Annotated in this window: 28 protein-coding genes; 6 read left to right on the plus strand and 22 right to left on the minus strand. The window is 62.1% G+C overall.

What is annotated here, in order from left to right; translation table 11 throughout:
• Positions 1–12: 12 nt before the first annotated feature.
• Positions 13–1,383 carry a 4Fe-4S binding protein gene (locus tag ACM66T_RS00185; RefSeq protein WP_231019566.1) on the plus strand — a complete coding sequence of 457 codons (1,371 nt, stop codon included), beginning with the start codon at positions 13–15 and terminating at the stop codon, positions 1,381–1,383.
• A gap of 15 nt (positions 1,384–1,398) precedes the next feature.
• On the opposite strand, the gene ACM66T_RS00190 is transcribed toward ACM66T_RS00185, so the two are convergent.
• On the minus strand, positions 1,399–2,091 hold the full coding sequence (locus ACM66T_RS00190; protein ID WP_231019567.1) for a MerR family transcriptional regulator: 693 nt from the start codon (positions 2,089–2,091) through the stop codon (positions 1,399–1,401).
• Between the two features lie 91 nt (positions 2,092–2,182).
• Here ACM66T_RS00190 and ACM66T_RS00195 point away from each other — a divergent pair, with 91 nt between their 5' ends.
• The 5 genes from ACM66T_RS00195 (at position 2,183) to ACM66T_RS00215 (ending at position 4,858) form a co-directional block, all read left to right on the plus strand.
• Complete coding sequence (locus ACM66T_RS00195; protein ID WP_231019568.1) at positions 2,183–2,695, plus strand: YeeE/YedE thiosulfate transporter family protein; 513 nt, start codon at positions 2,183–2,185, stop codon at positions 2,693–2,695.
• Complete coding sequence (locus ACM66T_RS00200) at positions 2,692–3,291, plus strand: YeeE/YedE thiosulfate transporter family protein (protein ID WP_231019569.1); 600 nt, start codon at positions 2,692–2,694, stop codon at positions 3,289–3,291. The genes ACM66T_RS00195 and ACM66T_RS00200 overlap by 4 nt, the downstream gene beginning before the upstream one ends.
• Positions 3,292–3,339: 48 nt before the next feature.
• On the plus strand, positions 3,340–3,870 hold the full coding sequence (locus ACM66T_RS00205) for a carboxymuconolactone decarboxylase family protein (protein WP_231019570.1): 531 nt from the start codon (positions 3,340–3,342) through the stop codon (positions 3,868–3,870).
• A complete protein-coding gene (locus ACM66T_RS00210; RefSeq protein ID WP_231019571.1) occupies positions 3,867–4,313 on the plus strand; it encodes a DsrE family protein in 447 nt (148 codons plus the stop codon). Before ACM66T_RS00205 ends, ACM66T_RS00210 begins: the two co-directional genes overlap by 4 nt.
• A 134-nt stretch (positions 4,314–4,447) precedes the next feature.
• Positions 4,448–4,858 carry a DUF1566 domain-containing protein gene (locus ACM66T_RS00215; protein ID WP_231019572.1) on the plus strand — a complete coding sequence of 137 codons (411 nt, stop codon included), beginning with the start codon at positions 4,448–4,450 and terminating at the stop codon, positions 4,856–4,858.
• A 6-nt stretch (positions 4,859–4,864) separates the two neighbouring features.
• Here ACM66T_RS00215 and ACM66T_RS00220 read toward each other — a convergent pair whose 3' ends face one another.
• The 21 genes from ACM66T_RS00220 to ACM66T_RS00320 all read right to left on the minus strand — a co-directional run bounded on the left by ACM66T_RS00220 (position 4,865) and on the right by ACM66T_RS00320 (position 26,330).
• Positions 4,865–5,533 (minus strand): EF-hand domain-containing protein, encoded by a 669-nt coding sequence (locus tag ACM66T_RS00220; protein WP_231019573.1) that lies wholly within the window; start codon positions 5,531–5,533, stop codon positions 4,865–4,867.
• Positions 5,534–5,598: 65 nt separating this feature from the next.
• On the minus strand, positions 5,599–6,306 hold the full coding sequence (locus tag ACM66T_RS00225) for a pirin family protein (RefSeq protein WP_231019574.1): 708 nt from the start codon (positions 6,304–6,306) through the stop codon (positions 5,599–5,601).
• 116 nt (positions 6,307–6,422) lie between these two features.
• Complete coding sequence (locus ACM66T_RS00230) at positions 6,423–6,872, minus strand: MarR family winged helix-turn-helix transcriptional regulator (RefSeq protein WP_231019575.1); 450 nt, start codon at positions 6,870–6,872, stop codon at positions 6,423–6,425.
• A gap of 104 nt (positions 6,873–6,976) precedes the next feature.
• Positions 6,977–7,798, minus strand: coding sequence for a DUF4405 domain-containing protein (locus tag ACM66T_RS00235; RefSeq protein WP_231019576.1), 822 nt, complete (start codon positions 7,796–7,798; stop codon positions 6,977–6,979).
• 32 nt (positions 7,799–7,830) lie between these two features.
• Positions 7,831–8,268 carry a heme-binding domain-containing protein gene (locus ACM66T_RS00240; protein ID WP_231019577.1) on the minus strand — a complete coding sequence of 146 codons (438 nt, stop codon included), beginning with the start codon at positions 8,266–8,268 and terminating at the stop codon, positions 7,831–7,833.
• Positions 8,269–8,280: 12 nt separating this feature from the next.
• Positions 8,281–11,352, minus strand: a complete 3,072-nt coding sequence (locus ACM66T_RS00245; RefSeq protein WP_231019578.1) for an efflux RND transporter permease subunit — start codon at positions 11,350–11,352, stop codon at positions 8,281–8,283.
• Positions 11,349–12,395 (minus strand): efflux RND transporter periplasmic adaptor subunit, encoded by a 1,047-nt coding sequence (locus tag ACM66T_RS00250; protein WP_231019580.1) that lies wholly within the window; start codon positions 12,393–12,395, stop codon positions 11,349–11,351. Before ACM66T_RS00250 ends, ACM66T_RS00245 begins: the two co-directional genes overlap by 4 nt.
• Positions 12,392–13,579 (minus strand): TolC family protein, encoded by a 1,188-nt coding sequence (locus ACM66T_RS00255; protein WP_231019581.1) that lies wholly within the window; start codon positions 13,577–13,579, stop codon positions 12,392–12,394. The genes ACM66T_RS00250 and ACM66T_RS00255 overlap by 4 nt, the downstream gene beginning before the upstream one ends.
• A gap of 76 nt (positions 13,580–13,655) precedes the next feature.
• Positions 13,656–13,961, minus strand: coding sequence for a hypothetical protein (locus ACM66T_RS00260; RefSeq protein ID WP_231019582.1), 306 nt, complete (start codon positions 13,959–13,961; stop codon positions 13,656–13,658).
• A gap of 62 nt (positions 13,962–14,023) precedes the next feature.
• Positions 14,024–15,289, minus strand: coding sequence for a DUF2202 domain-containing protein (locus ACM66T_RS00265; protein ID WP_416768662.1), 1,266 nt, complete (start codon positions 15,287–15,289; stop codon positions 14,024–14,026).
• 72 nt (positions 15,290–15,361) lie between these two features.
• Entirely contained in the window at positions 15,362–16,156 is a 795-nt protein-coding gene (locus tag ACM66T_RS00270; RefSeq protein WP_416768663.1) for a class I SAM-dependent methyltransferase, read from the minus strand.
• On the minus strand, positions 16,137–16,973 hold the full coding sequence (locus ACM66T_RS00275; protein ID WP_231019585.1) for a substrate-binding domain-containing protein: 837 nt from the start codon (positions 16,971–16,973) through the stop codon (positions 16,137–16,139). Before ACM66T_RS00275 ends, ACM66T_RS00270 begins: the two co-directional genes overlap by 20 nt.
• The gene (locus ACM66T_RS00280) at positions 16,973–18,943 is read right to left on the minus strand and encodes a TonB-dependent receptor (RefSeq protein ID WP_345970231.1); all 1,971 of its coding nucleotides are present in this window, start codon (positions 18,941–18,943) and stop codon (positions 16,973–16,975) included. The genes ACM66T_RS00275 and ACM66T_RS00280 overlap by 1 nt, the downstream gene beginning before the upstream one ends.
• Positions 18,940–19,965 (minus strand): LLM class flavin-dependent oxidoreductase, encoded by a 1,026-nt coding sequence (locus tag ACM66T_RS00285; RefSeq protein ID WP_231019587.1) that lies wholly within the window; start codon positions 19,963–19,965, stop codon positions 18,940–18,942. Before ACM66T_RS00285 ends, ACM66T_RS00280 begins: the two co-directional genes overlap by 4 nt.
• Before the next feature lie 10 nt (positions 19,966–19,975).
• Positions 19,976–20,617 carry a class I SAM-dependent methyltransferase gene (locus ACM66T_RS00290; protein ID WP_231019588.1) on the minus strand — a complete coding sequence of 214 codons (642 nt, stop codon included), beginning with the start codon at positions 20,615–20,617 and terminating at the stop codon, positions 19,976–19,978.
• A 47-nt stretch (positions 20,618–20,664) separates the two neighbouring features.
• On the minus strand, positions 20,665–21,390 hold the full coding sequence (locus tag ACM66T_RS00295; RefSeq protein WP_231019590.1) for an energy transducer TonB: 726 nt from the start codon (positions 21,388–21,390) through the stop codon (positions 20,665–20,667).
• Positions 21,387–21,806: an ExbD/TolR family protein gene (locus ACM66T_RS00300; protein ID WP_231019592.1), complete on the minus strand. Its 420-nt coding sequence runs from the start codon at positions 21,804–21,806 to the stop codon at positions 21,387–21,389. Before ACM66T_RS00300 ends, ACM66T_RS00295 begins: the two co-directional genes overlap by 4 nt.
• Complete coding sequence (locus tag ACM66T_RS00305; protein WP_231019593.1) at positions 21,803–22,240, minus strand: MotA/TolQ/ExbB proton channel family protein; 438 nt, start codon at positions 22,238–22,240, stop codon at positions 21,803–21,805. The genes ACM66T_RS00300 and ACM66T_RS00305 overlap by 4 nt, the downstream gene beginning before the upstream one ends.
• The gene (locus ACM66T_RS00310) at positions 22,230–23,252 is read right to left on the minus strand and encodes an ABC transporter substrate-binding protein (RefSeq protein WP_231019594.1); all 1,023 of its coding nucleotides are present in this window, start codon (positions 23,250–23,252) and stop codon (positions 22,230–22,232) included. Before ACM66T_RS00310 ends, ACM66T_RS00305 begins: the two co-directional genes overlap by 11 nt.
• Positions 23,236–24,276, minus strand: coding sequence for an ABC transporter substrate-binding protein (locus ACM66T_RS00315; protein ID WP_231019595.1), 1,041 nt, complete (start codon positions 24,274–24,276; stop codon positions 23,236–23,238). Before ACM66T_RS00315 ends, ACM66T_RS00310 begins: the two co-directional genes overlap by 17 nt.
• 8 nt (positions 24,277–24,284) lie before the next feature.
• Complete coding sequence (locus tag ACM66T_RS00320) at positions 24,285–26,330, minus strand: TonB-dependent receptor plug domain-containing protein (protein WP_231019596.1); 2,046 nt, start codon at positions 26,328–26,330, stop codon at positions 24,285–24,287.
• Between the last annotated feature and the right edge of the window lie 7 nt (positions 26,331–26,337).

Here is a 26,337-nt window from a genome sequence, read left to right on the forward strand (position 1 = left end):
AAGGAGGAGCAGATGGTCGACCATATTACTCGGAGGGGAAACGACCTGCTGGGCTGGCCGCTGGTAGCGGCCCTGTTTAAAAACAGGCGCGTCCTTTTCATCGTGCGGACGGCGGCTGCGCTGCTTTTCGTCTCCGCGATAGGGTTCGGCCTGCGCTATCCGTCCGTAGCGGAGAACCCCTACACTACGGCCGTTTTCTGGTCGCTGTTCTGGCCCTTTTTCATGATCGTCAGCATCGTGCTGATCGGGCCTGGATTCTGCGGGGTCTGCCCCCACGGTGTGATCGGCCGCTTCTTTTCGAAAATCGGTACGCAAAAGGAGGCGCCGGCGTGGCTGAAGCATCGCGGCATCGGGCTGGGCATCCTGATCGCGGCCTACTGGGTGCCGGTCTACCTCTTCCCGGGCGCGCTCAAGACTCCCTGGGTCGCCGCGGCGCTCTTCGCCGGGCTGACGCTCCTGGCACTCTTTGTCTTCTCCCGCTACAAGGATATGGCCTACTGCACCTACCTCTGCCCGATCGGGAGCGTGACCAAAAGCTACGGGAAACTGGGGGCGGTCCGTCTGCAGACCTACCGCGACGCCTGCGACGCGTGCACGACCTTTGACTGCGCGAAAGCCTGCGAGACGGGGCTGCAGCCCTACCTTTTTGAGAAGAAAAACTCCATGCGCGACTGTACGCTCTGCATGGATTGCGCGCAGGCCTGCGAGGCGGTATCGCTGCAGCTGGTGAAACCTTCCAAGGGGATGTTCGGCGAGGTCAACGACCGCCACACCATCCATACCTCTGTTTATATCCTGCTGCTGGCGATCATTACGATCACCATGCATTTCCACCACGGGCTCGGGCATTCGCCGGTGAAGACGCAGACACCGTGGTACGCGGCAGGAGAGTGGCTCGCATCGTTCCTGCCTGCCGGGGTGGACTGGGTCGGTTTTGCGGCACTCGTCATGGCCCTGAGCGTCACCGGCGCGCTCGTGCTCGGCGGCTATGCCGTCGCCGCGGCGCTGGCGAACAAGCCCTTTAAGAGCTTCCTGCACCGCAACAGCTACGCTCTGGCCCCGATGATGATCATCGGGTCGCTCTCGCACGTGGGATCGTTCTTCTTCCTGGAGTACGCCTCCGAGCTTGCCAATGCCTGGTACTGGCTGACAGGCAGTACGGAGACGATGCGTCCGCTGGCCTCCATGCGCGACGGCTGGGTCCACCTCTTCTCGCTTTTCGGCTATGCCGGGGCCCTCTGGAGCGCCGTCATCCTCTACAGCCGCCTGGGCATGTACGAGTTTTCCACGGCCAAACGCCTGGCGGCCTTTGCCGCCTCGGGGGCGATGATCTGGTTTTATATCGGGCTGCTGGTGCTCTCGATGGTAGTCAGGAGTCACTGACCGGGGCTGAAAACCTTATGAATGCGTCTCGTCCGCGTTGAGCTCCTCTTTGAGGGCGGAGACGAAGACCCGGTAGGTGTTCCGGTCGAAGAGGTAGGGCTTGGCGGTAAAAAGGGTCTCGAAAAGGATCTTCCACAGCGTCGAGAAGTTGTCGTCCGTCCGGGCGTTGCAGAGGCTCTGCTGCATCTGGCGCTCCAGTTTGGCGAGCCCCCTGGCGTGTTCGGCGTAGGCTTTGAGGATGTCGGGGGCGACCCCGACGCTCTCGAAGGCGGCGGCCAGGTTGACGATGGCCGCGTCTTTATGGGTGAAGTCCGCCTCCCCCGTCGGCAGGAGGATACCCGTCTCCATCAGACGCCGAACGACGGCGGCGTCCAGCGCGAATGCCTCGACAAACTCCGCCTCCGTATAGTGCTCCGCGTCGGCGGGGACGCGGCTAAGCGTATTCATCAGCGGCTCGATCATCGACAGCGAGCTTGAAAGCGACCGGTTCGGGTTCCCCAGCGCCGCTTTGATCTGCTCGATGCTGCTCCCCACCTCCTCTTTCATATACCGGATGTAGCGCAGCCGCTCCACATGTTCGTCGTTGTAGCGGTGGACGTTGGGTTTGAGCTTCCGCGCTTCGGGCAGCAGCCCCTCTTTGATGTAGTAGAGGATGGTCGATTTGGGCACTCCGGTCTTGGCGACGACTTCCGAGATCTTATACTCCACCGTGTTCCTTGTTCAAGAAAGTTTAAGCATTATAGCATAGAATTCAAAACGTAAAGTATAACTTGACGATTTACAAAATAAGGGGGTCATTATGCCTCGTAAAATACCATGGTGGGCCGGCGGCATCCTGATGAGCCTGCTCTTCTTTTTTACCTTTTCCGAATGGGGAGCGGGGCGGCCGATCGGTGCCTCGACGGGCATGGCCTACCTCTCCGAGGTGCTGTTCGGCCTGGATGCCGATGCGCACGAGTATACGGCACTGATCGAGACGTCGGGCGCCTGGGAGGGGGTGATGCTGATCGGTGTTTTCTTCGGCGGCCTCTTCATGTCGCTCTTCGTGACGAAGACCTTCCACATCAGTACCATCCCGACGCTCTGGAAAACGCGCAAAAACAGCTCGGTCCCTTCGCGGATGGTCTGGAGCTTCATCGCCGGGTTCCTGCTCGTTTACGGGGCGCGGCTCGCCGGCGGCTGCAACGCGGGGCATATCCTCTCCGGGGGGAGCCAGACTGCCGTCAGCGGGATGATCTTTACCGTTGTCGCCCTGGGCACCGGCATGATCACCGGCCGCTTCTTCTATAAACGCAAAAAGAGCTGCGCATGATTGAGCGTATCACCCATATGTTCGACGTCGTTGCGGCGCAGGGGCACGGTTCAGTCTGGACGGTGCTCTTCATCGGTTTCTGTTTCGGGGCGGTTATCCTCTGGTCGCGGCTCGACAAGTTCGAGAAGATGGCGGGCTTCATGATCTTCGAGGACACCCTGGCGCCGCGCATGGCGATGATGACCGTAGCGCTGTCCGGGGTCGGCTTTTATGCGCTCGTACAGGGCGGCGTTGCGGAGTACCAGGTGAAACCGACCCTGCTGGGCGGGCTGCTGGTCGGCGCAGTGCTGTTCGGCATGGGGCTCGTGATCCTCGGCAAATGCCCCTCGGCCTTTTTCGTCTCCGTCTCCGAAGGGCGCGTCGATGCGCTGGTGGGGGTGATCGGCGGGATGGTCGGCGGCGCGGTCTTCACCCTCACCTTCCCCTGGATCAAACAGCTCATGGGGCCGGACCTCGGAACCATCAGGCTCAGTGACGTGCTGGGCGGTTATGAATTGACCATCGTGCTGCTGCTGAGCCTGATCCTTTTCGTCGTCGCCCTGCTGATCCCGACCGTCGACTACCACGACCCGGCCGATGAAAACCAAAAGCGTTAAGTACGACTTAACGCTTTTTCAATTAGAATTGTCGCAAAGGAGAAGAAGATGGCATACATAGCACTACCCGAATTCGAGGAGATGTCCCCGGCAATCCAGGAGAAGGCGCGCCCCATCCTGGAGAAGACAGGCAGCCTCGGCGAGATTTTCAAACTGCTGGCGCTGGACGAGAAGGTCTATTTCGCGACCGACATGATGGTGCAGAAGTTCCTGCTGGAGCCGACGGAGCTCTCCTATGACATCAAGGAGGCGATCGCCCTGCTCATTTCCAAGGAGAACAGCTGCAAGATGTGCGTCGACGTGCACAAGAACATCGCGAAGATGCTGGGACTGAGTGAGGATCGTATCACCCAGATCCTCGAGGGGATCGACAGCATCAGTACCGACGAGAAAGAGAAGGCGCTGCTGCGCTTCTGCGTCCGCGCGTCGAAGAAAGACAACTACAAGATGCAGCAGGAAGATATCGACGCCCTCAAAGCGCTGGGCTACAGCGACGTGCAGATCATCGAGGCCGTCGCGATCACCGGGTATTTCAACTACATCAATACCCTCTCCAACGTCTTCGGTCTGGGGCAGTGAAACGGATTCCGGCCCTTCTGGCGCTCCTGGCCGTTCTGGCATTGGCCCAGGAGTACAAGGCCGTCTTCGACTGCAGCTCCTCAAACCCGCGCTATATCCTTTCGCGATTCAACCTCATTGAGAAGACCAAGCAGATGATCGAGGCGCAGGGCGATACGGTCCGTTTCGCCGTGACGATGCACGGCGGCTGCGCCAAGGTGGCGTCGGAGAGCGCCGATTACCTCGTCCCCGAGGAGGAGGTGCTCTATATCACGAAGGCACAGGAGAGTCTTGAACGCCTCTCCAAAGCCAAAGAGGTGGAGCTGGTCGTCTGTGCTATCGCGCTGGAGGGCAACGGGATCGACCGCGAAGACGTACTGCCCTACCTGCGCATTTCGGAAAACAGCTACATCGACACCATCGCCTACCAGAACCAAGGCTACGCCCTGATGCCGTTGAAATAGCGGCGGTGTTTATTAAGCGTTCGCACAATCCGTTTAAGATTTGATGTGTAAAAGTGACCCCGTAAGAGAGGACGGGCGCGTGTCCCGGCAGTGCAGACGAAGGTCTGCCGCGCCGGCCAAGAAAAGGAGGGTTAATGATTCGAGTGTTTTCTCTGTTGCTCGCGGTTTCGGCGCTGGCCTGGGCGGGCTGGAAGCGCAGCGGTGATACGGTCATCGATACCGCGGCGAAACTGCAGTGGCAGGATAATGCCATGGCGGCCAAGAAAGATACGGTCTGGAAAGATGCGCGCAGCTACTGCGCGAACCTGGAGCTTGAAGGGTTCCGTGATTGGCGGTTGCCGACCCGCACGGAACTCGAAACGCTCCGCAAAGCCACTGTCGCCAAGAAGGTGGGGCTCAAAAACACGGTCTCCAACGCCTACTGGACATCGGAGATTTACCGCAAAATGCCCGTCAATGCCTGGGCCGTCTACTGGGGCAACGGCCACATGTTCGATACGGACCGCTGTGACGAAGCGCACGTACGCTGCGTCCGCAAGCGCTGACGCGCTTTAGCGGTTCGGGCCGCCCATTCCGCCGCCGCTGCATTTACCGCTGCCGCATTTCATCCCTTTGCCCATTCCCTGGCCGCCGGGGCGCTGCTTCATCTGGTTCATCTGGTGGTTTCTGAATTCGGTGGGATCGATCGTACCGTCCCCGTTGGTATCGACGTCGCCGAAGGCGGGTGCATTGGCGGCGTTACGCATCATCTTGCCGCTTTCAGCCTGCTTGGCCATCCGCGCCTGTTGGGCGTTCTCGAACTCGGTCTGGGTGATCGCGCCGTCGCCGTTCGCGTCAAAGTCGTTGAAAGAGGACATCATTCTGCCCTGCATTCCACCTTGCATTCCGCCCGGCATGTTGTTCTGAACGTTGCCCTGGCCCATACCGGCGGGACGCTGCTGCATCCGGTTCATCTGATGGTTTCTGAATTCGGTGGGATCGATCATGCCGTCCCCGTTGGCATCAATGTCGCCGAAGGTGGGTGCATTGGCGGCGTTACGCATCATCTTGCCGCTTTCGGCCTGCTTGGTCATCCGCGCCTGCTGGGTGTTTTCGAACTCGGTCTGGCTGATCATGCCGTCGCCGTTCGCGTCAAAATCGTTAAAAGAGGACATCATTCCCTGTGCGGCGAACAGGGTTCCTCCGAGCAGCAGTGCCGCCGCGAGACTCATACGTTTCATCTTATTCTCCTTTGGGTGCGTTCTAGTAATAATGATACTCCAATGTAAGTAAACTGTGAGTCATTTCACAGGGGCACGTCGAAAAGGAGCACCTTCGCGTCGTGCACGGCAACGAGATCATGGACATTGTCATCCATAATCTGCAGTTCGTCCCGGGCGCCGAGGTGCAGATCCTCGACCGCGACCTCCCCTTCGATGACAAAGAGCAGCCGTGCATGGCCCGGCGCGACTGTCGGCATCGCCAGGGTGTGGCCCTCATCAATGTCGCTGACATGGATGGCGGCGTCCTGTTTGATACGGATCGAATTCTCCCGGCCGTCCCCGCTGACGAGCAGGGTCCAGCGGTTGGGGTGATAAAAGGCGTTGAAATCGCGCTGTTCGTACCGGGGTTTGCCGCCCTCCTCGTCGGGGTATATCCAGATCTGGAAGAGGGCGGTCTTCTCCGTTTCGGAGGCGAATTCGGAGTGGGCGATGCCCGCACCAGCACTCATGTACTGGATCTCCCCGGCGCGGATGACGCCCGCGTTCCCCGCGGAGTCGCGGTGTTTCAGGGCACCCTGCGTGACGATGGAGACAATCTCCATGTTGCGGTGGGGGTGGGTCCCGAACCCCTGCCCGGCTTCAATGACGTCGTCGTTGATCACCCGCAGGGCCCCGAAACCCATCCGCGTGGGGTTGTAGTAGTCGGCAAACGAAAAACTGAAGCGGCTGTGCAGCCATCCGTGTTCGGCGACGCCCCTATCAGAGGCGCGGTGGACAAACATTCTTGACATAAGGGTCTCCTTTGAATTTGTTTCGGCATAAAGCGCCAGCGGCGGCAGAAACAGCATCTGAAGCAATGTGCGGCGTTTCATGGCATCCTCCGGTGTTGACGCGTCGGGCAAAGATCCTATTGCGCCTTTTCCAGTTTGCGCAGCAGGCGCGACAGGGTATGGAGCTCTTCGGTTTCCAGCGCGGCACCGTACCACGCCGCCAGGTTGCGGACGTGCTCCGGGAAGTGGGCCGCGATCAGGCTCTGTCCCGTTTCGGTGATCTCCACCATGCGGATGCGACGGTCCGTTTCACTTGGGTAGACACGGATCCACCCCTTGCTTTCAAGGTTCTTGATGACGACGGTGATGTTGCCCGGCGTACTGAGGATCAGTTCGGTGATCTGGCCGATCCGCAGCGTCCCGAGGTGGTAGAGGGCCTCGAGGATGGCGAACTGCGCCATCGTCATCCCCTGGTCGGCTATGGTCGCCGTCTCCTTCGCACGGAGTTTGTTGAAGGCGCGCGACAGTTCGATATGCGCCCGTAGTACGGCGTCTTCGAGCGTTCCGTACTGTGGTGTGCGTTTCATGGCGTCTCCTTGAAAGATGGGATAAGAGCATTATATTACTAATTAGTAATAATGTCAACGGCGACCGCCGCTCGGCAAAGCGCTCCCCTCGTGGGGAAGGGAGTTTACGGCAGGTCTCTCAGGGTTTCGAAAAGGGTGTAGGGGGTGGTGCCGAGCTGTCCGGCGGCGTCGCGCATGGTGGTCTGCGGCGTGGCGTCGACGCCCTCCGCTTCGAGATAGGCGAGCGCCTTTGCCAGGTCGATATGCCCCGCGTCGGCGAGCGAACCGATGCTTCTGCGTCCCATGCCGCTGAGCGGCGCAACGCTCTGCTGCGCCTGCGCGTGCGGCACCATGGCGTTATAGACCTTCTGCGCGGAGACGCCGTTTTCGACTGCGATCTGCTCCAGGGTCTGCTGGCCGTTTTTCGCACGGAAACCGGCGTCGCGCAGCCGCTTGAGCGCCGTGGGCGTATCGATACCGTTCTGGGGCGCGAGGATGGCGACGGTGGCCTCTTCGGCATGACCGAACGGCGGGGCGCCTACCTGTCGCTCCCAGTAATCCTTGATCGCCGTATTGAGATTGACGATGCTTTGCATCGGCGGCAGGTGGAGCATGGTGGCACCGACGAAAAAGAGGTTGAGCACGAGGGCGGCGAGGAACTCTTTTTTCAGCGGGTTCAGGCGGTGCGCATGGGTCTTGAGGTAACTGACCAGCGGTTTCCAGTTGTAGTAGATGTGCCAGACGCCGGCCGCGAGAAAGAGGAACATCGAGGTGATGTGCAGGTCGGTGTACTGGGTCTTGGTGAGCCCCAGCAGCGTCCAGTCGGTCCAGAACGCGATCTTCCCTTTCGGCGTAAAAAAGAGCATGATGCCCGTGTAGCTCATCACGAGAAACGAAAGCCCGAGGGTCAGCGAGACCGTTTTCTTGAGCGAGAATTTATCTTCCATTGGTTGTCCCTTTCACGCGCCGGGCGCGGGAGTCAGTGTCTCGGCTTTTTGGTACCGAAGGTGGCTTTCAGGCCGGCGATCAGCGCTGTTTTTTCCTCCGGAGTGAGCCGCGCCTCGGGGTGGGTCGGCAGGTAGACGGCCGGCGGCATGTCGTCCTCTTCCACCTCTTCGGCGGCGTCGTACCCCTTGTTTTTCTTCTGCACGCCCCAGACGGAAACATTGAAGTTCTCGCGTCCCTCTTCGACGTCGTGGGCAACGAGCCAGGAGACGGGGGCGACATGGCTGTACCAGGGCCAGACGGTCTCATTGGAGTGGCAGTCGGCACAGGCGCGCATAAAGAGCGTGCGGGTCTGCGGGGTATCCCACGCCGGTTCAGCCACGACCGGAGGATTGGTGTGGTCGTGGCCAAAGGGGATGATTTGGATGGCCGTGACGAAAGCCAGGGCACCGATAAGCAGTTCCGTTTTCATCGACATTCCTTTTCACACAGTATATTGTAACTCTTTCTTCGCTTCGATCCGCCGGTAGAGGATCGGCAGGATGATCAAAGTGAGCAGGGTCGAGCTGATCAGCCCGGTGATCACGACGACGGCGAGGGGCTTCTGGATCTCCGAACCGGGGCCGGTCGCAAAGAGCATCGGCACCAGGCCGAAGGCGGCGATAAGTGCCGTCATCAGGACCGGGCGCAGGCGCCGTCTGGCCCCCTCGAGCACCGCGTTTTCAAGCGGCATCGTTTTGACCAGCTCGTTGAAGTAGCTGACCATAACGACCCCGTTGAGCACGGCGATCCCTAGCAGGGCGATGAAGCCGACCGAGGCGGGGACGGAGAGGTAGTGGCCGCTCGCCATCAGCCCCGCAATCCCGCCCGTCAGCGCCAGGGGGATCATCGCGAAGACGGCCGCGGCCTGCCGCAGGGATCGGAAGGTGAAGAAGAGGATCATAAAGATCACCGCCAGGGCAATGGGCACGACGACGGAGAGGCGCGCCATGGTGCGCTGCTGGTTCTTGAACTCCCCGCCGTATTCGAGGCGGTACCCTGCCGGGAGGGCCACTTCCTGCTCGATTTTCGCGGCGATCGACGCCACGAAGGTTGTAAGGTCGGTGCCGCTGACGTTGGTCTGGATGGAGACGAAGCGCTGAGCCCCCTCATGCTTGATCTCGACGCTCCCCTCCGTGCGCTCGATGTGCGCGATGTTGGAGAAGGCGATGCGTTCGCCCGCCGGGGTCGTGAGGTAGATCGACGAGAGCGGCAGGTCGTTTTGCGCGTAATCGCCGCGGATCAGGATGGAGAACTGCTTCATCCCCTCGTAGATCTTGCCCGCCTCGGCGCCCATCACGGCGATGGCGAGGATCTGCGCCGCTTCGTCGAGGTTGAGACCGTACTTGGTGAGCTGTTTCTTGTCGAAAACGACCTGTTGGTAGCTGACCCCCTCGTTCTGGCGCATGTAGACGTCTTCGCTCCCCTCGGTTGCTTTGAGGAGGTCGGCGATGTTTGTCCCCAGGGTGTTGAGGGTGTCGATATCGTCGCCGAAGAGCTTGACGACGACGTCGCCGCGCGCGCCCGTGAGCATCTCGGAGGTGCGCATCTCGATGGGCTGGGTGAAGCCGTACTCGATGCCTGTGATCCCTTCAAGCACCGTGCGCATCTGCGCGCGGAGCCAGTCGGGGTCGGGCGTGCGCCACGCGGACTTGGGATGCAGCACCAGGAAGGTGTCGGTGTCGTTGAGCCCCATGGGGTCGAGTCCGATCTCGTCCGAGCCGCTGCGGGAGATGATGGATTTGATCTCGGGCACCGCGGCCATGAGCTGCTGCTGGATCTGGGTGTTGAGCATGATCCCCGCCGGGATGTTGATGGCGGGGTCGGACTCGACGCCGATGACGATGTTCCCTTCGTCCATCGTCGGCATAAAGGTCTTGCCGACGCTGCCGAACATGTAGACGGAGAGCGGTACGAGCAGCACGAGCAGGAGGTAGATCGGTTTTTCGAACCGGAAGGCGCGGATGAGCGTCGGGATGTAGATCTCCTCGAGCTTGCGCACGAGCCAGGTCGGTTCGTCGTGGGCCTTTTTGATGCTCATCCCGGCAATGACGGGGATGAGGTAGAGGGCGAAGAGGATGGAGGAGGCGAGGGTAAAGACGATGCTCAGCGCCACCGGGGCGAAGAGCTTACCCTCCAGCCCCTGCAGCATCAGCAGCGGCGAGAAGATCGTGATAATGATGACGACGCCCGAGACGATGGGGAGGCTCACCTCTTTGGCCGCCAGGTAGATGAGGCGGCTGCGCGGTTCGTGGGCGTATTTGGGGTGCCCCAGCCAGGCGACGATGTTCTCGACCATAACGACGGCGGAGTCGACGATCATCCCGATGGCGATGGCGATCCCGCCGAGGCTCATCAGGTTGGCGCTGATGCCGAAGAGGTGCATCAAAATAAAGGCGCTCAGAATCGCCATCGGCAGGATGAGCGCGACGGTGAGCGCGGAGATGATGTCTCCGAGCATCAGCAGCAGGATGACGATGATGAGCACGACGGCCTCCATCAGCGCCTTCTGGACGGTGTTAACGGCTTTGCCGACGAGATCGCTGCGGTCATAGAAGACGTCCAGCTTCGTGCCCTCGGGCAGGTTCTTCTCCAGTTCGGCCAGGCGCGTTTTGACGGCGGCAACGGTGCGGGAGGCGTCGGCGCCTTTGAGGCCGAGCACGAGCCCTTCGACCGCTTCGCCTTTGCCGTCCTTGGTGACGTAGCCGTAGCGGGTGACGGCCCCGACGCTGACATCGGCGACATCGCCGACGTAGACGGTGCTGCCCTCGCGCTGGGCGAGGACGAGCTCGCGGATGCTCTCGATGCCGGTCTGTTTCCCCAGTACGCGGACAATCATCGCTTCGTCACCCTGCTCGATCCGCCCGGCGCCGTAGTTGGCATTGTTGCGTTCAATCACTTCGATGAGTTGGGAGACAGGGATGCCGTAGGCGGAGAGGCGGGCGAAATCGGGTTTGACGATGAAGCTTTTCACGAGGCCGCCCAGGGCGTTGACGTCGGCGACGCCGGGGACGCTGCGCAGGGCCGGACGGATCGTCCAGTCAAGCAGGGTACGCTTCTCCATCAGGCTGAGGGTCTCCGATTCGATCGTGAACATCAGGATCTCGCCCAGCGGTGTTGTGATGGGGGCGATGCCCCCGCCGATGTTCTCGGGAAGCTCCTTCTTGACGGCCGTAAAACGCTGGTAAACGCGGTCGCGGGCCCAGTAGAGGTCGGTGCCCTCTTCAAAGTTGATCGTGATGTCGGCCAGGGCGTACTTGGAGATGGAGCGGACCATCGTCTGGTGGGGGATGCCCTGCATCTCCAGCTCGACGGGAATGGTAATCTGCTGCTCCACTTCGCTCGGGGTCATGCCGGGGGCTTTGATGATGATTTTCACCTGGGTCGAGGAGACGTCGGGGAAGGCGTCGATGACGAGCTTCCCGTAGGAGAGCACCCCGTAGACGGCGACGGCGGCGGCCAGCAGGAGGATGATGATGCGCTGCGAGAGCGCGAAACGCAGCAACGCGTCCATCATTCACCCCCGGCGGCGGCGCTGCGCAGGGCCAGCACGGAGGAGGCGGCAACGCGGTCCTCCGCGCTCAAAGCGCCGGTCACGTAGCAGAACCCCTCGCGGCGCGAAAGCACGGTGACGGCAAGCGGTTCGAAGCCGTCGCTGCGCTTGGCGAAGACGACGCTGCGTCCGTCGAGCTCGGTGACGGAAGCGGCGGGTACTTTCCACGCCTTCGCGGTGCGAGAGAGCGCGATGTTCATGCTGGCACCGCCCCGTTCGCCGCATTCGTCGCCCTCGTGAAGGTCGATGGCGCGGGTCTGCGAGACGGGGTCGATCTGCGGTGCCTTGGCGAAGACCGTGAAGTGCTTGCCGTCGGCGCTCAGCTTCTCCCCAAGGGCAAGGGTATCGGCGGTCTCCCACGGCATGTCGATCTCAAAATGGCACTCGGTCGTGTCAACGAGCTGCGCGAGGACGGCGCCTTCGGCGACGTAGCCGCCCTTTTGCGCGTTCATCGAAGCGATGCTTCCCGTTGCCGGGGCGGAAATGGTCAGGACCGGGTCGGGCTTGTGCTGCGCGGCGATCCGCTTGAGCTGCGGGGGTGTCAGGCCGTAGGCGAGCAGGACGTCACGCTGGAAGGCGGCGGAGGCGTCGAGCTTCTGGCGGCGGTTGCGGCTCTCGGTCAGCTGTTTGGAGGCGACGACCCCTTTGCTCGCCAGCGGCTCGAGGCGTTTGACCTCTTTGTCATAGTACTCCAGCTCCAGCAGGGTCGCGATGTACTCGGACTGCATATCAAGGAGTTTCGGGCTTTTGAGGGTAAAGAGCGTCTGCCCTTTTTTCACATGGGCAAAGGGCTTGACGGCGACGCGGGTCACGAACCCATCGGTGTTGGCGCTGACGGTAAAGCGGGATGCGGGCGGATAGGTGTAGGTGCCGAGGTAGTTGCCGAGGGGGAGCTGCTCCTGGGCTTTGGGAGCGCTCAGGGCCACCTGCAGGGTGCCGGGGTCGATACGGTCAGCCGCGGCGAGCGGCAGCAAGAGGGTGAAGAGTATGGGCATAATGTATTTCATTTTTTATCCTTGGTATCGGGGGTGATGCCGAGATCGGCAAAGAGGCCTGCTTCGGCCTTCAGCGCATTCGCGCGGAGCTGGACCCCCTCCATGAGCAGGGCGAAGAGCATCTTCTGGCTGTCGATGTACTCGAGGTAGCTCGCCTCGGAGCCCATGAAGCGCTCCTCGAGCAAAACGGTCGTCTCGTACGCTTCGGGGATCATCTCGTCGTTCAGCCGTTTCAGGTTCTGCTGCCGGGTCTGTTGGGCCGAGGTGAATGCGGCCACCCGTGCGGCGAGTTCGGCATGCATGGCGCGCAGTTCGGCGCCGGCGGCGAGGGCGTCGCGGTGGGCGGCCTCGCGGTCGTTGGCGCGGCGGCTTCCGCCGCTCAGCGGGATGGAGAGATAGAGGTTGGCGCGCTGAACGTCCATCTCGTTGTCATAGCCCGCGGCAAGCGTCACCTCCTGCAGCCAGCTGTTGCGGTAGGAGGCAAGGGCTTTTGCGCTGCCGTGGCGGTTTTCAAGCTGCCGCAGCAGCGGGGCGTCGGCGAGCAGGGTCTGCTGCGGTAGGGCGATGGTGCCGGGGAGGTCGTGGCAGAGCAGGCTGTCGGCTTCCGTCTGCGCCGTGGCGCGCAGGAGGCGGAACGTTTCATTGTAGCGGCTGTTGAGGTCGTCGATCTGCAGGGTCAGGGTCTCGACGTTCAGCCGGCTGCGCAGCCAGGCGCTGCGGTCGAACTCGCCCCCCTCCATCCCGGTGCGGATCAGCGTCTCCATCTGGACGCCGCGGGTTTTGGCGTCTTCGAGGAGCCAGAGCTCCTCCTGGAGGGTACAGGCGTCGATATAGTAGGCATAGACGCGGTTCTGCAGGCGTGCCGTTTCGAGCGCGGCGGTCATTTCGCTGCCGGTGCCAAAGAGCCGTTCCAGTCTGCCGGTATCGGCGGTGCGGAAGGGTTTTTCAACGCTGACGTGGTACTCCATGGCATTCTTGGACATGGACTTGGCGTCGGCGTAGCCCGCCTGAGCGTTGAGGGCGGGACCGTCGGTCAGCAGTTCGCTGCGCCGCTGCAGGCTGTTCGCCTGCGCGGCGAACTGCCTCGCCTGCGCCGCGTCGGAATGCGCGGCGGCATCGAGGAACTCCTGCAGTGAGACCGGGGCCGCCGAGAGCGACACGGCGGCACAGAGGGCCAGAAGTCGTAGGGGTGTCATTTACGTTACCTTTTATGCGGGTCGGCACAAGGGAGTGCGCGCCCATGGGAATTTTTGAATAGGGTTGAAAAAAAGGTTAGGCTAAAGGTGGCTTGGAGGGGACGGGTGAAATATAGGAGTGGAGCTGCTGCGCTGCGGTGTGGCTCCGGAGGGCAACGGGCCGGTCGGCGTCGGGAAGGGGTAATGCTTCGGGGATGCTCATCAGGGAGTGGATGTGTTCGTGGATCTTGGTGGGCAGATCAAGCGCGCCGGTGCTGCTTTGCGCGAGGCAGAGTTCGTATTGGGTGTCGGTATCCACATCCGTCATAACGTAGTCGTGGACCACGAAGAAGGAGAAGGCCGACAGCAGAACCGAGAGCAGGAGCTGGCGCAGTGTTTTCATTTCGCAGGATTCTAGCCAAACAAGCCTGTCCGTAACTGAAGATTCGCACTTAGGCAAAATCTTTAGGCCCCGCCTCCACCGCGGGTATCAGGATACGTTTCGGGCGTTTTGCAGAAGGTCTCACCGAGCACGCAGCACCCCTCCGGTACGCCGAGCACTTTGAGGGCGCCGTCAAAGGCCCAGTAGTGGTTGTAGCTGCCCTTGCGCAGGGTGGTAAAGGTCGCGGCAAGGTCATCGGCCTTCGCCGCTTCTGCCAGGGCGATATTGACATTAAGGTCATTGACGTCGGTGACTTCGACCATACAGCCTGCCTCCAGGGCGTCCCGGTCGCTTTGCACCCCCTTCGCATAGCGTTCGTCATAGAGGGATTGGACGGCGGCGTCGGGGAAGGTGCCTGCATCGTAGGCCTGCAGCTCTTCCGCGCTGTAGTGCGCCTCCTCGCCGTCGATATCGGTGATATTGATGTCGTAGACCTGCAGCAGGCTTGCGATGGCGGCCTGGTGTTGGCTTTCGGACATCATCGCAATATTGTAGAACTCCTTGTGAGGCCATTGCGTGTGCAAGGCGAGGTAGAGCTCTTTGGCCATCTTCTCCTCATTCCACATAAACGCCAGCGTCCCTCTGAGGGTACTGTTGAGCTCGGAGAGCAGCGGTGTGCCATCACCTTCGCCGAGCTGGCGGTTCATCGCGTCGGCTTCGGCCTGGGTCATCGTCTGCAGCCCGAGCTCGTTTCTGATGAGGTAGCGTTCGCGCTTCGTGGCGTTGAACTCTCCGGAGCTGTACTCTCCGATCCGCGCGGCAATCTGCGTCTGCAGGCTCTGCATGACTTTCAGCGTCAGAGTGGAGGGGTCGCTGACGTTGTGCTCGACGCAGTATTTGTAGAGCTCGTCGCTGATGGCGGCAATAGTGCTGTCGCCGGAGGGCGTCGCATTGTAGAGGCGCGTTTCGCTCAGGTTGAAATCGTTTTGCAGCATCGTCGCGATCTGGGCCTTGTGCGCCAGGGAGGAGACGAGGGTGAGGGCGAGTCCCTGCGGCGTCTGCAGTTTCAGTTCCGGTGCGGGGAGGTCGCCGGCGTCGATGATGCCGTTACGGTTGATGTCGATGACACCCCCCAGACTGGTGACGGGGTAGACCGGGTCGTTGGCGAAGCGGTAGCGGCCGCCTGAGAGCATCGTCGCCTGTTGTCCCGAGGCATCGGTGACAAGCGCGTAGAGCATCGGGCCGCGTTCGGCGGTAAGATCGGTCGCGCTGTTGTCGCTACTGCTGCCGCAGCCGCCGAGCAAGAGGGCAGCCGCGCCGGCGCACAGGGCGAAAAAGAGGGGTTTCATAAGCAATCCTTGGAAGCTGAAATCGTCGTGCCAGTGTACGCGAAGAGTGTTAGGAGTGTGTTAGACGGCGCATTAGCGCACCGTCTCCCAGGCGACGAAGGCCCAGTTGAAGGATCGGGGGTGCCGGTTGGTTCTGGCGACGACCTTGTCGTAGTAGTGGTAGGCCTTTTCCTCCTCGTCGCTGCTGAGGCTGCCGAGGCTCCAGCGCAGGGAGGTGACGAAGGCGTCGGCGCTGCCGCTGTTGATGCTGCCCTGTTCGGTCTCGATGTAGTCGATGCGCGGCAGCAGCCCTTTTTGGTAGAGGATCAGCGGGATGTACCAGAAGTCGGGCTTCGGGGTGATCTGCCTGCCGATGAACTCGAGGATCTCCAGATCGACGTAGCTGCCGCCGGCCTTGTAGGTGAGGTAGCAGGCCTTCGCGGCGTGGCGCGTCATCTTCGCGAGGGCCGTTTCGATATCGCCGACTTCCAGGCTGCGCGACGCGACGGCAATGTCGGCCTGCGGCAGCGCGCTCCAGTCATCTTCCCAGCTCAGCCGGTGCGTTTCGATATTGGTGATCCCTTCGCGTTCGGCGTAGAGGCGTAGTTGTTCGAGCATCTGTTCGGCGTAATCGATCGCGATGACCTTCTTGACCTTTTTGGCCAGGGCGAGGGCCAGGGTGCCGGGCCCGCAGCCGATATCGAGTACGACGTCGTCCGCATCCAGCTCCATCTTCGAGAGGAAGGTGTCGACGTAGGGGCTGTTGACCATGCGCGGCGCCATGTCCGCGGCCTTGGCGTTCCATTCGTCCGCGCTTTTGCCTTTGAAGTCGGTGGCGAGCTTGTGGGCCTTGTACATGGTGGCAAAATCAATGGGTTCGAGAAACATCATTATCTCCTTGGTTGGGGGTGAGGGGGTAAAAGACCGGGTAGCCCGGGTGGCCGTCGATGCGGAAATCCTTCAGTATGCCCTGTGCCTGCGGCGACGTCAGAAAGGCCAGCAGTGCCTCGGCACGGGCGTGACGGGCGGCGCTGAGCCGCCCTTGGCTGCCGATGGCCGCCAGGTAGGGGCGCCGCAGGGCGGGATCGTCGAAATAGAAGCCCAGGATCTGGGGATGGTGCTGTTTGTGCATCAAAAAGGGGATGACGCCGTAAAGCGTATACCCCTTCAACGCCGCCGTTTCCTTGAGGAAACCGCGTTTGGCGGGGGTGAAACGGAGCTGCTCCGGCGGCATGCGCCACCCCTGTTTCGTGCGCAGCGCGTTGAACACTTCGAAGGTGCCGCCGCTCGCATGGACGAGGAAGGGGGCCTCCGAGGCAGCGAGCTTCGCCAGCGCCTCCTGCAGGTTCCCGGCCCCGGTCAGCCCGGCGGGATCGCTGCGGTGGCCCAGGAGCATCTGTGCGTTGCGCGTCCAGGGGGTGAGCTGCTCGAAGAGGCCGTCGGCGGCCAGGTCGGTGATGGTGTCGCTGGCATGCATCGTCACCAGGTCGACGGGGTGCTCTCTGCAGTAGGCGTCGAGCTCCGATTTGGGGCCGCTGACGACGACGTCGACAGGGATGCCGCGGGCGGCCTCAAAGGCGGCGGCGATCTGTTGCCACATGCCGCTCATGGTCATCCCGCCAATGACGGCGACGCGCAGCGGCGGCACCGGTTCCGCGTGAAGCAGTGCCGCCGAAAATAGCACGGTCAGGAAAAGGCGGCGCATCAGAAGCTGTACGTGAGTCTGCCGTAGAACTCCCGCCCCGGTTCCGGATAGCCGTCGTCGTAATAGTTCAGTTTGTCCGCCATGTTTTTGACGCCGACTTCGACCGCGACGGAGGTGATCGGCAGGTAGGTCACCTTCGCGTCGATCGTCTGCACGTCGCCCAGTTTCTCGTAGCTGCTGTCGGCCAGCTGCCCGTAGGCACCGCTCTGGCCGTGGAGGGTGACGAGGCCGCTCAGATTCGGGGCGAAAAAGACGCGGGTGAAGAGGTTGTATTCGCGCGTCGGTACGCCGATGGGCTTGTCGGAAGAGGCGCTGCCGATTTTCAGGAAAGTGGCATTCGCCCCCGCTTCGTAAACGTCGGCAATGTAGGAGAGGGCGAGCTCCGCCCCCGAACGGTAGAAGGTGCCGATGTTTTGGTTCTGCGTGCGGTTGACACCGTCCAAGGTGTCATAGTAGACGGCCTGGATGTAATCCTCCGTCACCAGGTAGAAGCCGGCCGCCTCCGCGATCCACGCATCGTTGAAGACGCCCTTGTAGGCGAGTTCGCTGTGGGTCGTCATCTCCGGTTTCAGGTCGCCGTTGGGTACCCCGTAGCCGAGCTTGTAGGAGTAGCGCTCTTTCATCGAGGGGAAATAGGTCTTTTGGGCCACGCTGAGGCGGAGGGTCTGTTTGGGGGCAAGCTCCGCGATGAAGGCCGCCTCCGGGTTCCAGGCCGATTCGTCTTTCTTGTCGTCGATCGTCGGGTCGCTGATGTAGTCGGAGGATTTGACGTCATAGCCGATGCCCGCGACAAGGGTGAAGCGCTCCGCGAAGCGGTAGCTGTCCTCCACGCCGAAGGAGAGGGTCGTATCCTCGAACTCCTCCCCCAGGGTACTGACGTTGGTCACCTTGTCGATGTCGTACCCTTTATGGTGGTCATGTTTGTAGTTTGATGAGAGGGTGAGCCGGTTGCCCGCCGCGTCGACGGTGAACTCCGCCCGGAGGCCGTAGGTCGACTCCTTGTAGTTGGATTTCCAGGCGAACTTTTTGTTCATCGTCGTCAGGTTGATGTCGTCGTAGGAGTAGAGCTTGCTTTCGTACTCCGTGTAGTAGGCCGTCGCTTTGAAGAGCCCGCCGAAGAGGGTGTGCTTCCCGACGGCGTAGAGGCTCTGCATATCCCATTTCGGCCAGTCCCAGTACTTTTCACGGCCGTAGACGGGGTCGGTGACAGTAGGCTGCTGCTTGGTCGCGTGCTGGTACATATAGCCAAGGGCGACTTCGCCGCCGTCAAGCAGGTAGCCGTATTTGGCGCTGACCTGGCGGTCGTCGGAGGCGGAATTGAGCCGGTCGCCCTCGGGCTGGACCGGGGTCGCGTCGTAGCTTTCGGGCAGACGGGAGTGATCACGGTGCTTGCCCGTCGCGGAGAGCTGCAGGTAGTAGTGCGGTTCGCGGATGCCGATGTTCCCGCCGACCATGGTACCCGTCTGGTCGCCGCTGCTGTCGATCGACCCCTGAGCGAAGACGGTGCCTTCGAAGGGGCGGCTTGGCTTTTTGGAGACGATATTGACGACCCCACCCATCGTATTGGCGCCGAAGGCCGTCGAGGAGAAGCCTTTATAGACGTCAATGTCAGCGATGTTGGTTGTCAGGTAGCGGGTGTAGTCCATATTGCCGTCATAGGGGACGTAGATGGGCACGCCGTCGTAAAAGACGCCGATGCGGCGCGAATCGAAACCGCGGATACTGATATCCGTCTCGGCCCGGCCGCCCCGGGAGTAGAATGCCACCCCCGTCATACGGGTAAGGGCTTCGGAAACCGTGGTGTCGCCGTAGATGTCGATCTGTTCGGCGTCCACCCGGTCGTTAAAGATCTCCGAGAGCAGCGGGTCGGCGGTGACGGAGACCTGGCCGAGCTCGAAGCTCTCCGCACAGAGAAGGGCAGGCGCAAGCAGCGCCGCAAGCAAGGTGGAAAGACGCGGGTTTTGTTTCATAAAGATACTCCTGGATTGAAATGGGGTCTGATCTCGGCATTGAAGCGTTCGAGCATGGCGATATCGGTGTCGGCATCCCGGCCCGCGGGTTTGAGGGAGAGATGGAGGTTGGGCAGTGCGCGGGTCAGGGCATCGATCCGGGCGATGCAGGTGTCGGGGTTGCCGAGAATGGCATTCTCAAAGAAGGCCTGCCCGTCGAAAAAGGCGCTCCGCTCCCGCAGCAGCGCTTCATAGTTTTCGGCGTCGAAACCGGGCTGAGGCTGCTCCCGCTGGGCGGCACGCATGCATTTGACGAAGTGGTCGATGGCCGGCAGGGCGGCGCGCTGCGCCTCGGCGTCGCTGTCCGCGACGGCAAAGACGCGCATGACGATCATCTCCGGGTCGTGCCCGGCGACCATGCGGTAGAAGTTCTGCGCCTCGACGCAGTCGCGCAGCGTCGCCCCCTGCGACATCATCAGGCCGTAGCCGTGCGTCGCGGCAAAGTGGATCGTCGCCTCGGACGCGAAGGTCGCCACGTAAAAAGGGAGCTGCTTCTGGAGGGGTCTCGGCGTCACCGTGCTGTTGCGAATCTGGAGGAAGTCGCCTTCGAAATCAACGCCCCTGCGCTGCAGGAGAAGTTCGACGGCTTCAACGGTCTCGAACATAATGCTGCGCAGCTCCTCTTTTTGCTGCAGGAAGTGGCGGGTGTCCGGGGCGAACCCTCCCTTGGCAAAGCCGGCGTTGATGCGGCCGCCGCTCAGGTTGTCGAGGACGGCGATGCTTTCGGCCAGTCGGACGGGATGGTAGAAGGGGGCCAGGAAGCCCGCGGTGCCGAGCCGGATGTGCTGCGTACGCGCCGCGGCGTAGGCGAGCATCAGTGCCGGGTCGGGAATGACGCTGAAGTTGTTGAAATGGTGTTCGCCGAACCACGCCTCGTCAAACCCGAGCCGCTCCGCCGCCTCGACGAGACGAAGCTGTTCATGCAGGCTCTGCGCCGTGTCGCCGCTGTAGTCTTCGGCGAGGCAAAATAAACCGATGTGCATCAGAGCCCCTCTACTTGCAGATATGGGCCCAAAAGCCGCTCTCGTCGTTAATGATCTCGAAGGAGGCGGGCTGCAGCCGTTCGAGGATCTGCGGCAGCGCATCGCGCATGGCTTTCGAGCGGTGTTTGAAACGCTCTTCCCAATTCGGTTCGCGCTCGAGCATCGTGCTGACGATCTGCTCGCGCAGTTCCGCGCTGCCGAATCCGCCGCCCACATAGGCACGGCCGCCGCGGCGCAACACGCGGAGAATTTCGCTGTAGGCCCGTTTCTGGTCATCCCAGAAGGGCGAGGAACCCCGGCTGATGACGAGATCGACGCTTTCCGAGGGGAGCGGGATGTCGTGGATATCGCCCTGGAGGAAACGGCTGCGCGCCGTAATGGCCTCCGCGTCGGCGTAGCCGCGGGCAAATTCGAGCATCTTTTCGCTCTGGTCGAAGAAGGTGACCTCGCATCCGCTCAGTCGCGCCATGGCCCGTCCCAGTGCACCTGTGCCGCAGCCGGCATCGAGACAGACGCCCCGGGTTGTCTGCGTCTGTTGAATAATCTGCGACGCGATGACCGGGTAGATGGGGGCGAAGACCTCCCTGACGATGGCATCAAAGCCGGAAGGGTCGCCGGCGCCTTTGTGTTTTTTGGAATGGGTCGCATTCATGGTTTTTTCCTTTATGTCAATATAGATATAACGATCTGCGATCGCGATCAGCCGCCGTGCCGGAGGTTGAAGGTGACCGGAAGGACGATGCTCAGCGCCTTCCCTTCCGGCGGTGCCTCGAAGGGTGCGGCGTTGCGGATCGTCGCCAGTGCCTGTTCGTCCAGGGTGCGGTGGCCGCTGGAACGTTGCAGGGCCAGGGCGTTGATGCTGCCGTCGCTGAGGATAATGAACCGCAGCCGCGATTCGCCTTCGAGCCGCAGCCGCCTGGCCGTCATCGGGTAGCACAGGCAGGCCTGCACCTTCTGGCGTACCCTTCCCAGATAGCTCTCGGCCGCCTGCCGGCGCTGTGCGGATGCCGAAGGGGGCGCGGGCTCGCTGACCGGTGCTTCGGACGTTTCCGCCGGGGCAGCCTGCGGTGTTTCGGGCGGTTTGGGCAGCGGCACCGCGGTTAATGCGGATTTGGACGGCGTTACCGGTGCCGGTGTAGGCTTCGGTTTTGGCAACGGTTTCACTACCGGTTTAGCCACCGGTTTCGGTTTGGGCACTACTTTCGGCGGCAGCGGCTTTTTTATTGGCGGGGCCGGGGGCTTCGGCGTCGGTGCAACGGGTTTGGGGGCCTCCGGCTCGGGGGTGCTGATATCGACCACGGCGATCTTCACGGCCTCGCGGCCGGCGGGTTCGGGGAGTTCGGTCTGTATCAGCGCCCCCGCGATCGCCGCGTGAATCGTGGTGGTCACGGTCAATGCCGTGACGAAACGGTACTGCGCTCTCATCGGGGCTGCTCCTGCTGGGTCTGGATGGCGAATGTGCTCACCTCGGCGCTTTTGCACCAGTCGATCGCCTTCACCACGAATGCGAAGGGGGTCTGTGCATCGCTGCGCACGATGACCCCCACGGCACGCTGGGTCGCGTTGAGCTCCTGCAGCCGCGTGCGCAGCTGCGTTTCGCTCACCTCCGCATCGTTGAGGTGGTAGCGGCCGTTCTCTTCGATTGTGATCACCGTCGGCTTTTTGGGCTCTTTCTGCCCCGCCTGCGCCGAACTTTTGGGAAGGGTGACCGGGATCTTCCCCTGGGCGACGAAGGTCGCCGTCGCCATGAAGATGATCAGGATGACGAGCACAATGTCCACGAAGGGGGTCATGTTGATCTCGCTGATCTCCTGATCTTCCTCCATCGCCGACGCGCTCATGCCCCCGTCTCCCGTTTGAGCAGGACCGTTTTGATGCGGCGCACGAAGTAGTTGTAGGCCATGACGCTGGGAATCGCCACAAAGAGCCCCGTTGCCGTCGCGACAAGCGCCTCGGAGATCCCGCCCATCACGGCGTTGACCCCGAAGGAGGCGTCCGCGCCCAGGGTGTGAAAGGCGTTGATGACCCCGAGCACCGTGCCGAAAAGGCCGATAAAGGGGGCGTTGTTGCCGAAGGTGGCCAGAATGCCCAGCCGCTTTTCAAGTTTGAGGCGCAGCTGCGCCTCGGGGTAGGCGGAGGCGTCGGCTTCAAGGGTGCGGAAGGCGAGGAGCCGCTCGGCGATGACGAAGAGCGAGACGCTGCTCATCGCGAGCAGCACCCACAGCACGGGGTCGATCCCGATCACGGCGATGCCGAGCAGTTTGTCAGTAAGCATGGTCTGTCTCCTTGTAGTGGGGGAAGAAGATCGCTTCGAAGCGGGCCTGTTCATCCTCCTTGAGCAGCCCCGGGTAGAACTGCTGCATCAGCCAGCGGATGCCCATGAGCCGCATGAAGGAAGGGGGACGGGTAATGTAGTTGTAGGGGTGCGCCGGCACCAGGAACAGCCGCCCCGTTTTGACCGCCCGGAGGCTGCGCCAGAGGGGATCTTTTTGGGCATGGGCAACGAACTGGGGTTCCATCGCCACGATGACGTCAGGATCGGCGCGCATGACACTCTCCATGCTCACCTTTTCCATGCCGTAGTTGGAGCTCATCGTGCAAACGAGGGCGTTCTGCGCCCTGGCGAAATCGAAGGGGCGTATGTGGAACGATCCCGGGCACTCCGTTGAGAGGCCGTCGAGGCCTTCGGCGAAGTAGTAGCGTACTTTTTTCGCGGCGGCGAGCTGCGTGCGGTACTGTTCCAGCAGCCCCAGGCTCTCTTTGGTGTAGCGCATCAGCGTCTGTGCGCGTGCCGTGTCGCCCGAGAGCGTCCCGAAGAGCCGGAACTGCCCGATGAGGTCGCCGAGGGTGCTGTTGCGGACCATCAGGACGGGGATGCCGAGCTTTTCAAGCTTTGCGAGGATGCGGTCGGCACCGGTCATATCCCCCCACATCAGAATGACGTCGGGTCTGACCTGCAGCAGCAGCTCCATGTTGGGCGTCTGCCCCTGGCCGAAGAAGCCGCCGACGACCGGCCGCTGCGCCGCCGCCCCGGCATAGGGCTTCTGCGCGTCGGTGAAGGGGAAGTTGAGAGCGGCGACGAGCCGGGGATCGAAGGCCAGCAGGCTCATGGTGAGGGGCGGGTGCGTCGCATAGACGGAACGTACCGTCTCCGGCACTTCGACCGTACGGTTGAAATCGTCCGTGACCACCCGGCCCCAGAGGGTGACGCAGGCTGCCAGCAGCAGGAGCATCACCCGTGTGATGCCGGAGGGCCGAAGGGGCGCGAGGTTAGAGACGGTTTTCATGGAGGGCTCCGTTCAGAATGGTCGTCAGCTGTTCGGGCGTCAGGGAGACGTTGAGGAAGAGGCGGTAAAAGGCGCGGGTCGTCTCGCGGATATCCTCGCCGTACTGCCCCGGGTAGAGGGTCGCCATCACCCACTGCAGTCCGAGCAGGCGCATGAAAGAGGGGGGACGGTCGAACCAGTTGAAGGGGAGCCGGGGGATAAGGTAGACCTGCCCTTTCTGCACCGCGTGGAGGTGCTGCCACGACGGATGGGTGCCGATGCGCTCGAAGAAGGTCTGCTCCTGTACGAGGATGACGTCGGGGTCGTACTGCAGCAGGGTCTCCATGGAGAGTTTCTCCAGCCCCTTGTGGTTGGAGGTGTGGCAGCGGTGGACATTGACGTCGCCGGCGAGCTTGAGCAGCTGCACGTGGATGGCATCGTCGCATTCGGTGGAGAGGCCGTCCAGGCCCTCCGCGTAGTAGACACTGGGGCGCGCCGCCTTCGGGATCTCGGCCAGGGTCTGCTCGGCCTGTGCGAACACGTTCTCACTGTAGCGCGCCAGGGCTTCGCCCCGTTCGGGCAGGCCGAGGGCACTGCCCAGGAAACGGAAAATGGCCGCATAATCGGTCAGCGCCTCGTCTTTGGCATAGACGGCGGGCGTGTTGAGCAGACGCAGGCGCTCGGCCTCTTTCTGCGTGAACGCGTCGCGGTGCGACCACATAAGCAGCAGGTCCGGCTGCTGCGCGAGCAGGATCTCCAGGTTCGCGGACTGGCCCGGGCCGAAGACCCGGCCGAGGACGGGGAGCGTCCGCATCCGCGGGTCAAGGTAGGGGTAGGCGCGCGCGTCGATCGTGAAGATCCAGCCCGCCAGCAGCGCGGGGTCCATGGCGTAGAGCGCATACGAACCGTACGGCGAGGGGGCATAGACCTTTTGGGGATCGGCGGGAACGACGACGTCGCGCCCGAGCATGTCGGTGATCTCCCTCCCGCCGAGGAGGGTCCCCATCAGCAGTGACATCAGGAGTAGGGGTGTGGTAAAGCGCATGGTTTCTCCTAAAAAGCGAAGGCGATTTCGGCCCCGAGGGTCCGTCCGCGGTCGTAGTAGTAGCCGGTGACGTAGCGGGTCGCGTAGTGGTCGTCGGTCAGGTTGCGCCCGTAGAGCTTGGCGGTGGCGGTTGCGCCGCCGAAAACGAAGTCGCGGGCGATGTTGGCGTCAACACGGGTATAGTCCCCCAGGTCCAGGCCTGTCATGGTCCCTTTCGGGCTGCGTGAGCTGGAGTAGCCGTCGACGCGTTTGGCCGAGACGTTGAAACGGTAGGCCTCGTAGGCGTGGCTCAGCAGGGCGCTGAAGGTGTTGCGCGGCATCGTGGCGCCGAGGCTCTCCGTGGTCACGCCCCCGGACGTCGTCGAATTCTCGATGATGTGGGTCCATGCGAAGCGGTAGCTCGTCGTGTTGCCGATGCGCCCTTTGAGGAGAAATTCGACCCCCTTGCGGTGGGAATCCTGCTCGGTGTAGTAGTAGTACTCGTTGCCGTCGCTGTCGGTGTAGGTGCTGCCCGTCGCGGTTTTTTCATTGTCGATGGCGACATCGAAATAGGTGAGCGCCGGGACGAAGGCGCGGGCGATGCCCGCCTCGAAACCGATCTCCCAGCGCTGCTGCCGTTCGCCGTGGAGCGTCGCGTTGTCTTCGGTCATCAGGTCGAAATCCCCGGAGGTCCCTTCATTGCCGTAGAAGTAGCGCGCGCTCAGGCGGTACCCTTTTGCGATGTTATAGAGCACACCCGCCGTATAGACGTTGGCGGCGGGAAGGTCCGTATTGCTGTTGGCATCCGGCGTCGCCAGTGCTTCGCTTTTGGCCGCCGTGGCGTGGTTGATGTGCTTGACGTCGTAGCGGTAGCCGGCGTCGAGGCAGAGCATCCCGTCGAACAGGGAGTGTTCGGCGGCGACGGAGTAGCCGTTCACCGTCGTGTTGTAGCTGTTGTAGGCCTTGGAGAGGTTGGGACCGAACCCTTTGCTCTGGGTCGACTGTCCGCCGAGATGCACGGTGGTGTCGCCGAAGCGGGCGTTGTGCCGGAGGCTCAGGGTCTGGGTCTTCTCCTCGTAGTGACGCTGCGACGCCACGGCGCTGTTGAAATATTCGTTGTGCTCCTCCTGGTCGTACGCGATCGTCGCCGCGGAGAAGAGCGTGATCTGGTTCTCGTTCCAGAGGACATTGCCGTCCAGGGAGAAGATGCGGGTCTGGACAGGATCGTAGTACCATTTCGCGCTGTCGGTTGTGCCGTCGACGGCGACGCCGCGCTGCATTTCGAAGCGGCCGCTGTCGATGTAGCCCATCATGTTCAGCGAGAGTTTCCCGAGGGTGAGGCCGCCGTTGACCATCCCCGACACGGCCCGGCTGCCGTCGAACCACGAATCTTTGCTCGGGCGGTCGTAGCGTGAGGCCATCATCCCGACATAGCTGTTGTAGGGAGCGCCCTCGTCCAGCCGGGTCCCGACGTAGATATCCTGCCCGTTCGCCGCGGGCTGCGAAATCGCCTGTTCGTAATAGGCGTGGAGAAGCCCTTCGGTGGTTTTCGGCCGTTTGGTGCGGATGACGATGAAACCGATGTTGAGGCCCGAGCCGCTGTTCGAGGCGCCGATGCCGATGGACGGGGCCAGGGAGAGGGCCGTCGACGAGCGGACGATCTCGATCGATTCGATCGCGTTGACGGGGAGCTGCTGCAGCATCCGGTCGCTGCTGGAGGGGAGAATGGCCCCGTCGACGATGTAGGTGATACTGCCGCCGCCGCGCATGTTGACAAAGAAGGGGTGGCGGCGTCCCTGGTAGGTGAGGTCCAGGCCCGTCGCCATGTTCAGGAGTTCGAGGACGTTCTTGGCCTTGTAGGCTTTGATCTCCTTCTCATCCATCACCTCCGTGCCGAAGGCGGCGGATTTGGCGACGCGGTAGGGGTTGGTCGGACTGTCGATCTGCGTATCGTCGCGTTCGGCGAATTGGGAATAGGCCGAATCGGTCGCGGTGACGGGGGCCAGATAGGTATCGTCGGCCGTGGCGGCGTGCTGCAGGAGGAGTAAGCCTGTGATGGCAAGGTTTTTTTTCATGGTTTTC

Source organism: Sulfurimonas sp. ST-25 (genome assembly GCF_048079205.1).
In the GTDB taxonomy this organism is placed as follows: Bacteria; Campylobacterota; Campylobacteria; order Campylobacterales; family Sulfurimonadaceae; genus Thiomicrolovo; species Thiomicrolovo sulfuroxydans.

Bases quoted from the DNA above. Each gene is read 5' to 3' on its own strand.
- ACM66T_RS00245 (WP_231019578.1), bottom strand. From the start codon at position 11,352: ATGATGGACGCGTTGCTGCGTTTCGCGCTCTCGCAGCGCATCATCATC.
- ACM66T_RS00235 (WP_231019576.1), bottom strand. From the start codon at position 7,798: ATGGAAGATAAATTCTCGCTCAAGAAAACGGTCTCGCTGACCCTCGGG.
- ACM66T_RS00185 (WP_231019566.1), top strand. From the start codon at position 13: ATGGTCGACCATATTACTCGGAGGGGAAACGACCTGCTGGGCTGGCCG.
- ACM66T_RS00230 (WP_231019575.1), bottom strand. From the start codon at position 6,872: ATGAAACGCACACCACAGTACGGAACGCTCGAAGACGCCGTACTACGG.
- ACM66T_RS00200 (WP_231019569.1), top strand. From the start codon at position 2,692: ATGATTGAGCGTATCACCCATATGTTCGACGTCGTTGCGGCGCAGGGG.
- ACM66T_RS00320 (WP_231019596.1), bottom strand. From the start codon at position 26,330: ATGAAAAAAAACCTTGCCATCACAGGCTTACTCCTCCTGCAGCACGCC.
- ACM66T_RS00255 (WP_231019581.1), bottom strand. From the start codon at position 13,579: ATGACACCCCTACGACTTCTGGCCCTCTGTGCCGCCGTGTCGCTCTCG.
- ACM66T_RS00290 (WP_231019588.1), bottom strand. From the start codon at position 20,617: ATGAATGCGACCCATTCCAAAAAACACAAAGGCGCCGGCGACCCTTCC.
- ACM66T_RS00240 (WP_231019577.1), bottom strand. From the start codon at position 8,268: ATGAAAACGGAACTGCTTATCGGTGCCCTGGCTTTCGTCACGGCCATC.
- ACM66T_RS00305 (WP_231019593.1), bottom strand. From the start codon at position 22,240: ATGCTTACTGACAAACTGCTCGGCATCGCCGTGATCGGGATCGACCCC.
- ACM66T_RS00270 (WP_416768663.1), bottom strand. From the start codon at position 16,156: ATGTTTCTCGAACCCATTGATTTTGCCACCATGTACAAGGCCCACAAG.
- ACM66T_RS00195 (WP_231019568.1), top strand. From the start codon at position 2,183: ATGCCTCGTAAAATACCATGGTGGGCCGGCGGCATCCTGATGAGCCTG.
- ACM66T_RS00285 (WP_231019587.1), bottom strand. From the start codon at position 19,965: ATGCACATCGGTTTATTTTGCCTCGCCGAAGACTACAGCGGCGACACG.
- ACM66T_RS00215 (WP_231019572.1), top strand. From the start codon at position 4,448: ATGATTCGAGTGTTTTCTCTGTTGCTCGCGGTTTCGGCGCTGGCCTGG.
- ACM66T_RS00205 (WP_231019570.1), top strand. From the start codon at position 3,340: ATGGCATACATAGCACTACCCGAATTCGAGGAGATGTCCCCGGCAATC.
- ACM66T_RS00295 (WP_231019590.1), bottom strand. From the start codon at position 21,390: ATGAGAGCGCAGTACCGTTTCGTCACGGCATTGACCGTGACCACCACG.
- ACM66T_RS00300 (WP_231019592.1), bottom strand. From the start codon at position 21,806: ATGAGCGCGTCGGCGATGGAGGAAGATCAGGAGATCAGCGAGATCAAC.
- ACM66T_RS00310 (WP_231019594.1), bottom strand. From the start codon at position 23,252: ATGAAAACCGTCTCTAACCTCGCGCCCCTTCGGCCCTCCGGCATCACA.
- ACM66T_RS00260 (WP_231019582.1), bottom strand. From the start codon at position 13,961: ATGAAAACACTGCGCCAGCTCCTGCTCTCGGTTCTGCTGTCGGCCTTC.
- ACM66T_RS00280 (WP_345970231.1), bottom strand. From the start codon at position 18,943: ATGAAACAAAACCCGCGTCTTTCCACCTTGCTTGCGGCGCTGCTTGCG.
- ACM66T_RS00265 (WP_416768662.1), bottom strand. From the start codon at position 15,289: ATGAAACCCCTCTTTTTCGCCCTGTGCGCCGGCGCGGCTGCCCTCTTG.
- ACM66T_RS00315 (WP_231019595.1), bottom strand. From the start codon at position 24,276: ATGCGCTTTACCACACCCCTACTCCTGATGTCACTGCTGATGGGGACC.
- ACM66T_RS00225 (WP_231019574.1), bottom strand. From the start codon at position 6,306: ATGTCAAGAATGTTTGTCCACCGCGCCTCTGATAGGGGCGTCGCCGAA.
- ACM66T_RS00250 (WP_231019580.1), bottom strand. From the start codon at position 12,395: ATGAAATACATTATGCCCATACTCTTCACCCTCTTGCTGCCGCTCGCC.
- ACM66T_RS00220 (WP_231019573.1), bottom strand. From the start codon at position 5,533: ATGAAACGTATGAGTCTCGCGGCGGCACTGCTGCTCGGAGGAACCCTG.
- ACM66T_RS00275 (WP_231019585.1), bottom strand. From the start codon at position 16,973: ATGCGCCGCCTTTTCCTGACCGTGCTATTTTCGGCGGCACTGCTTCAC.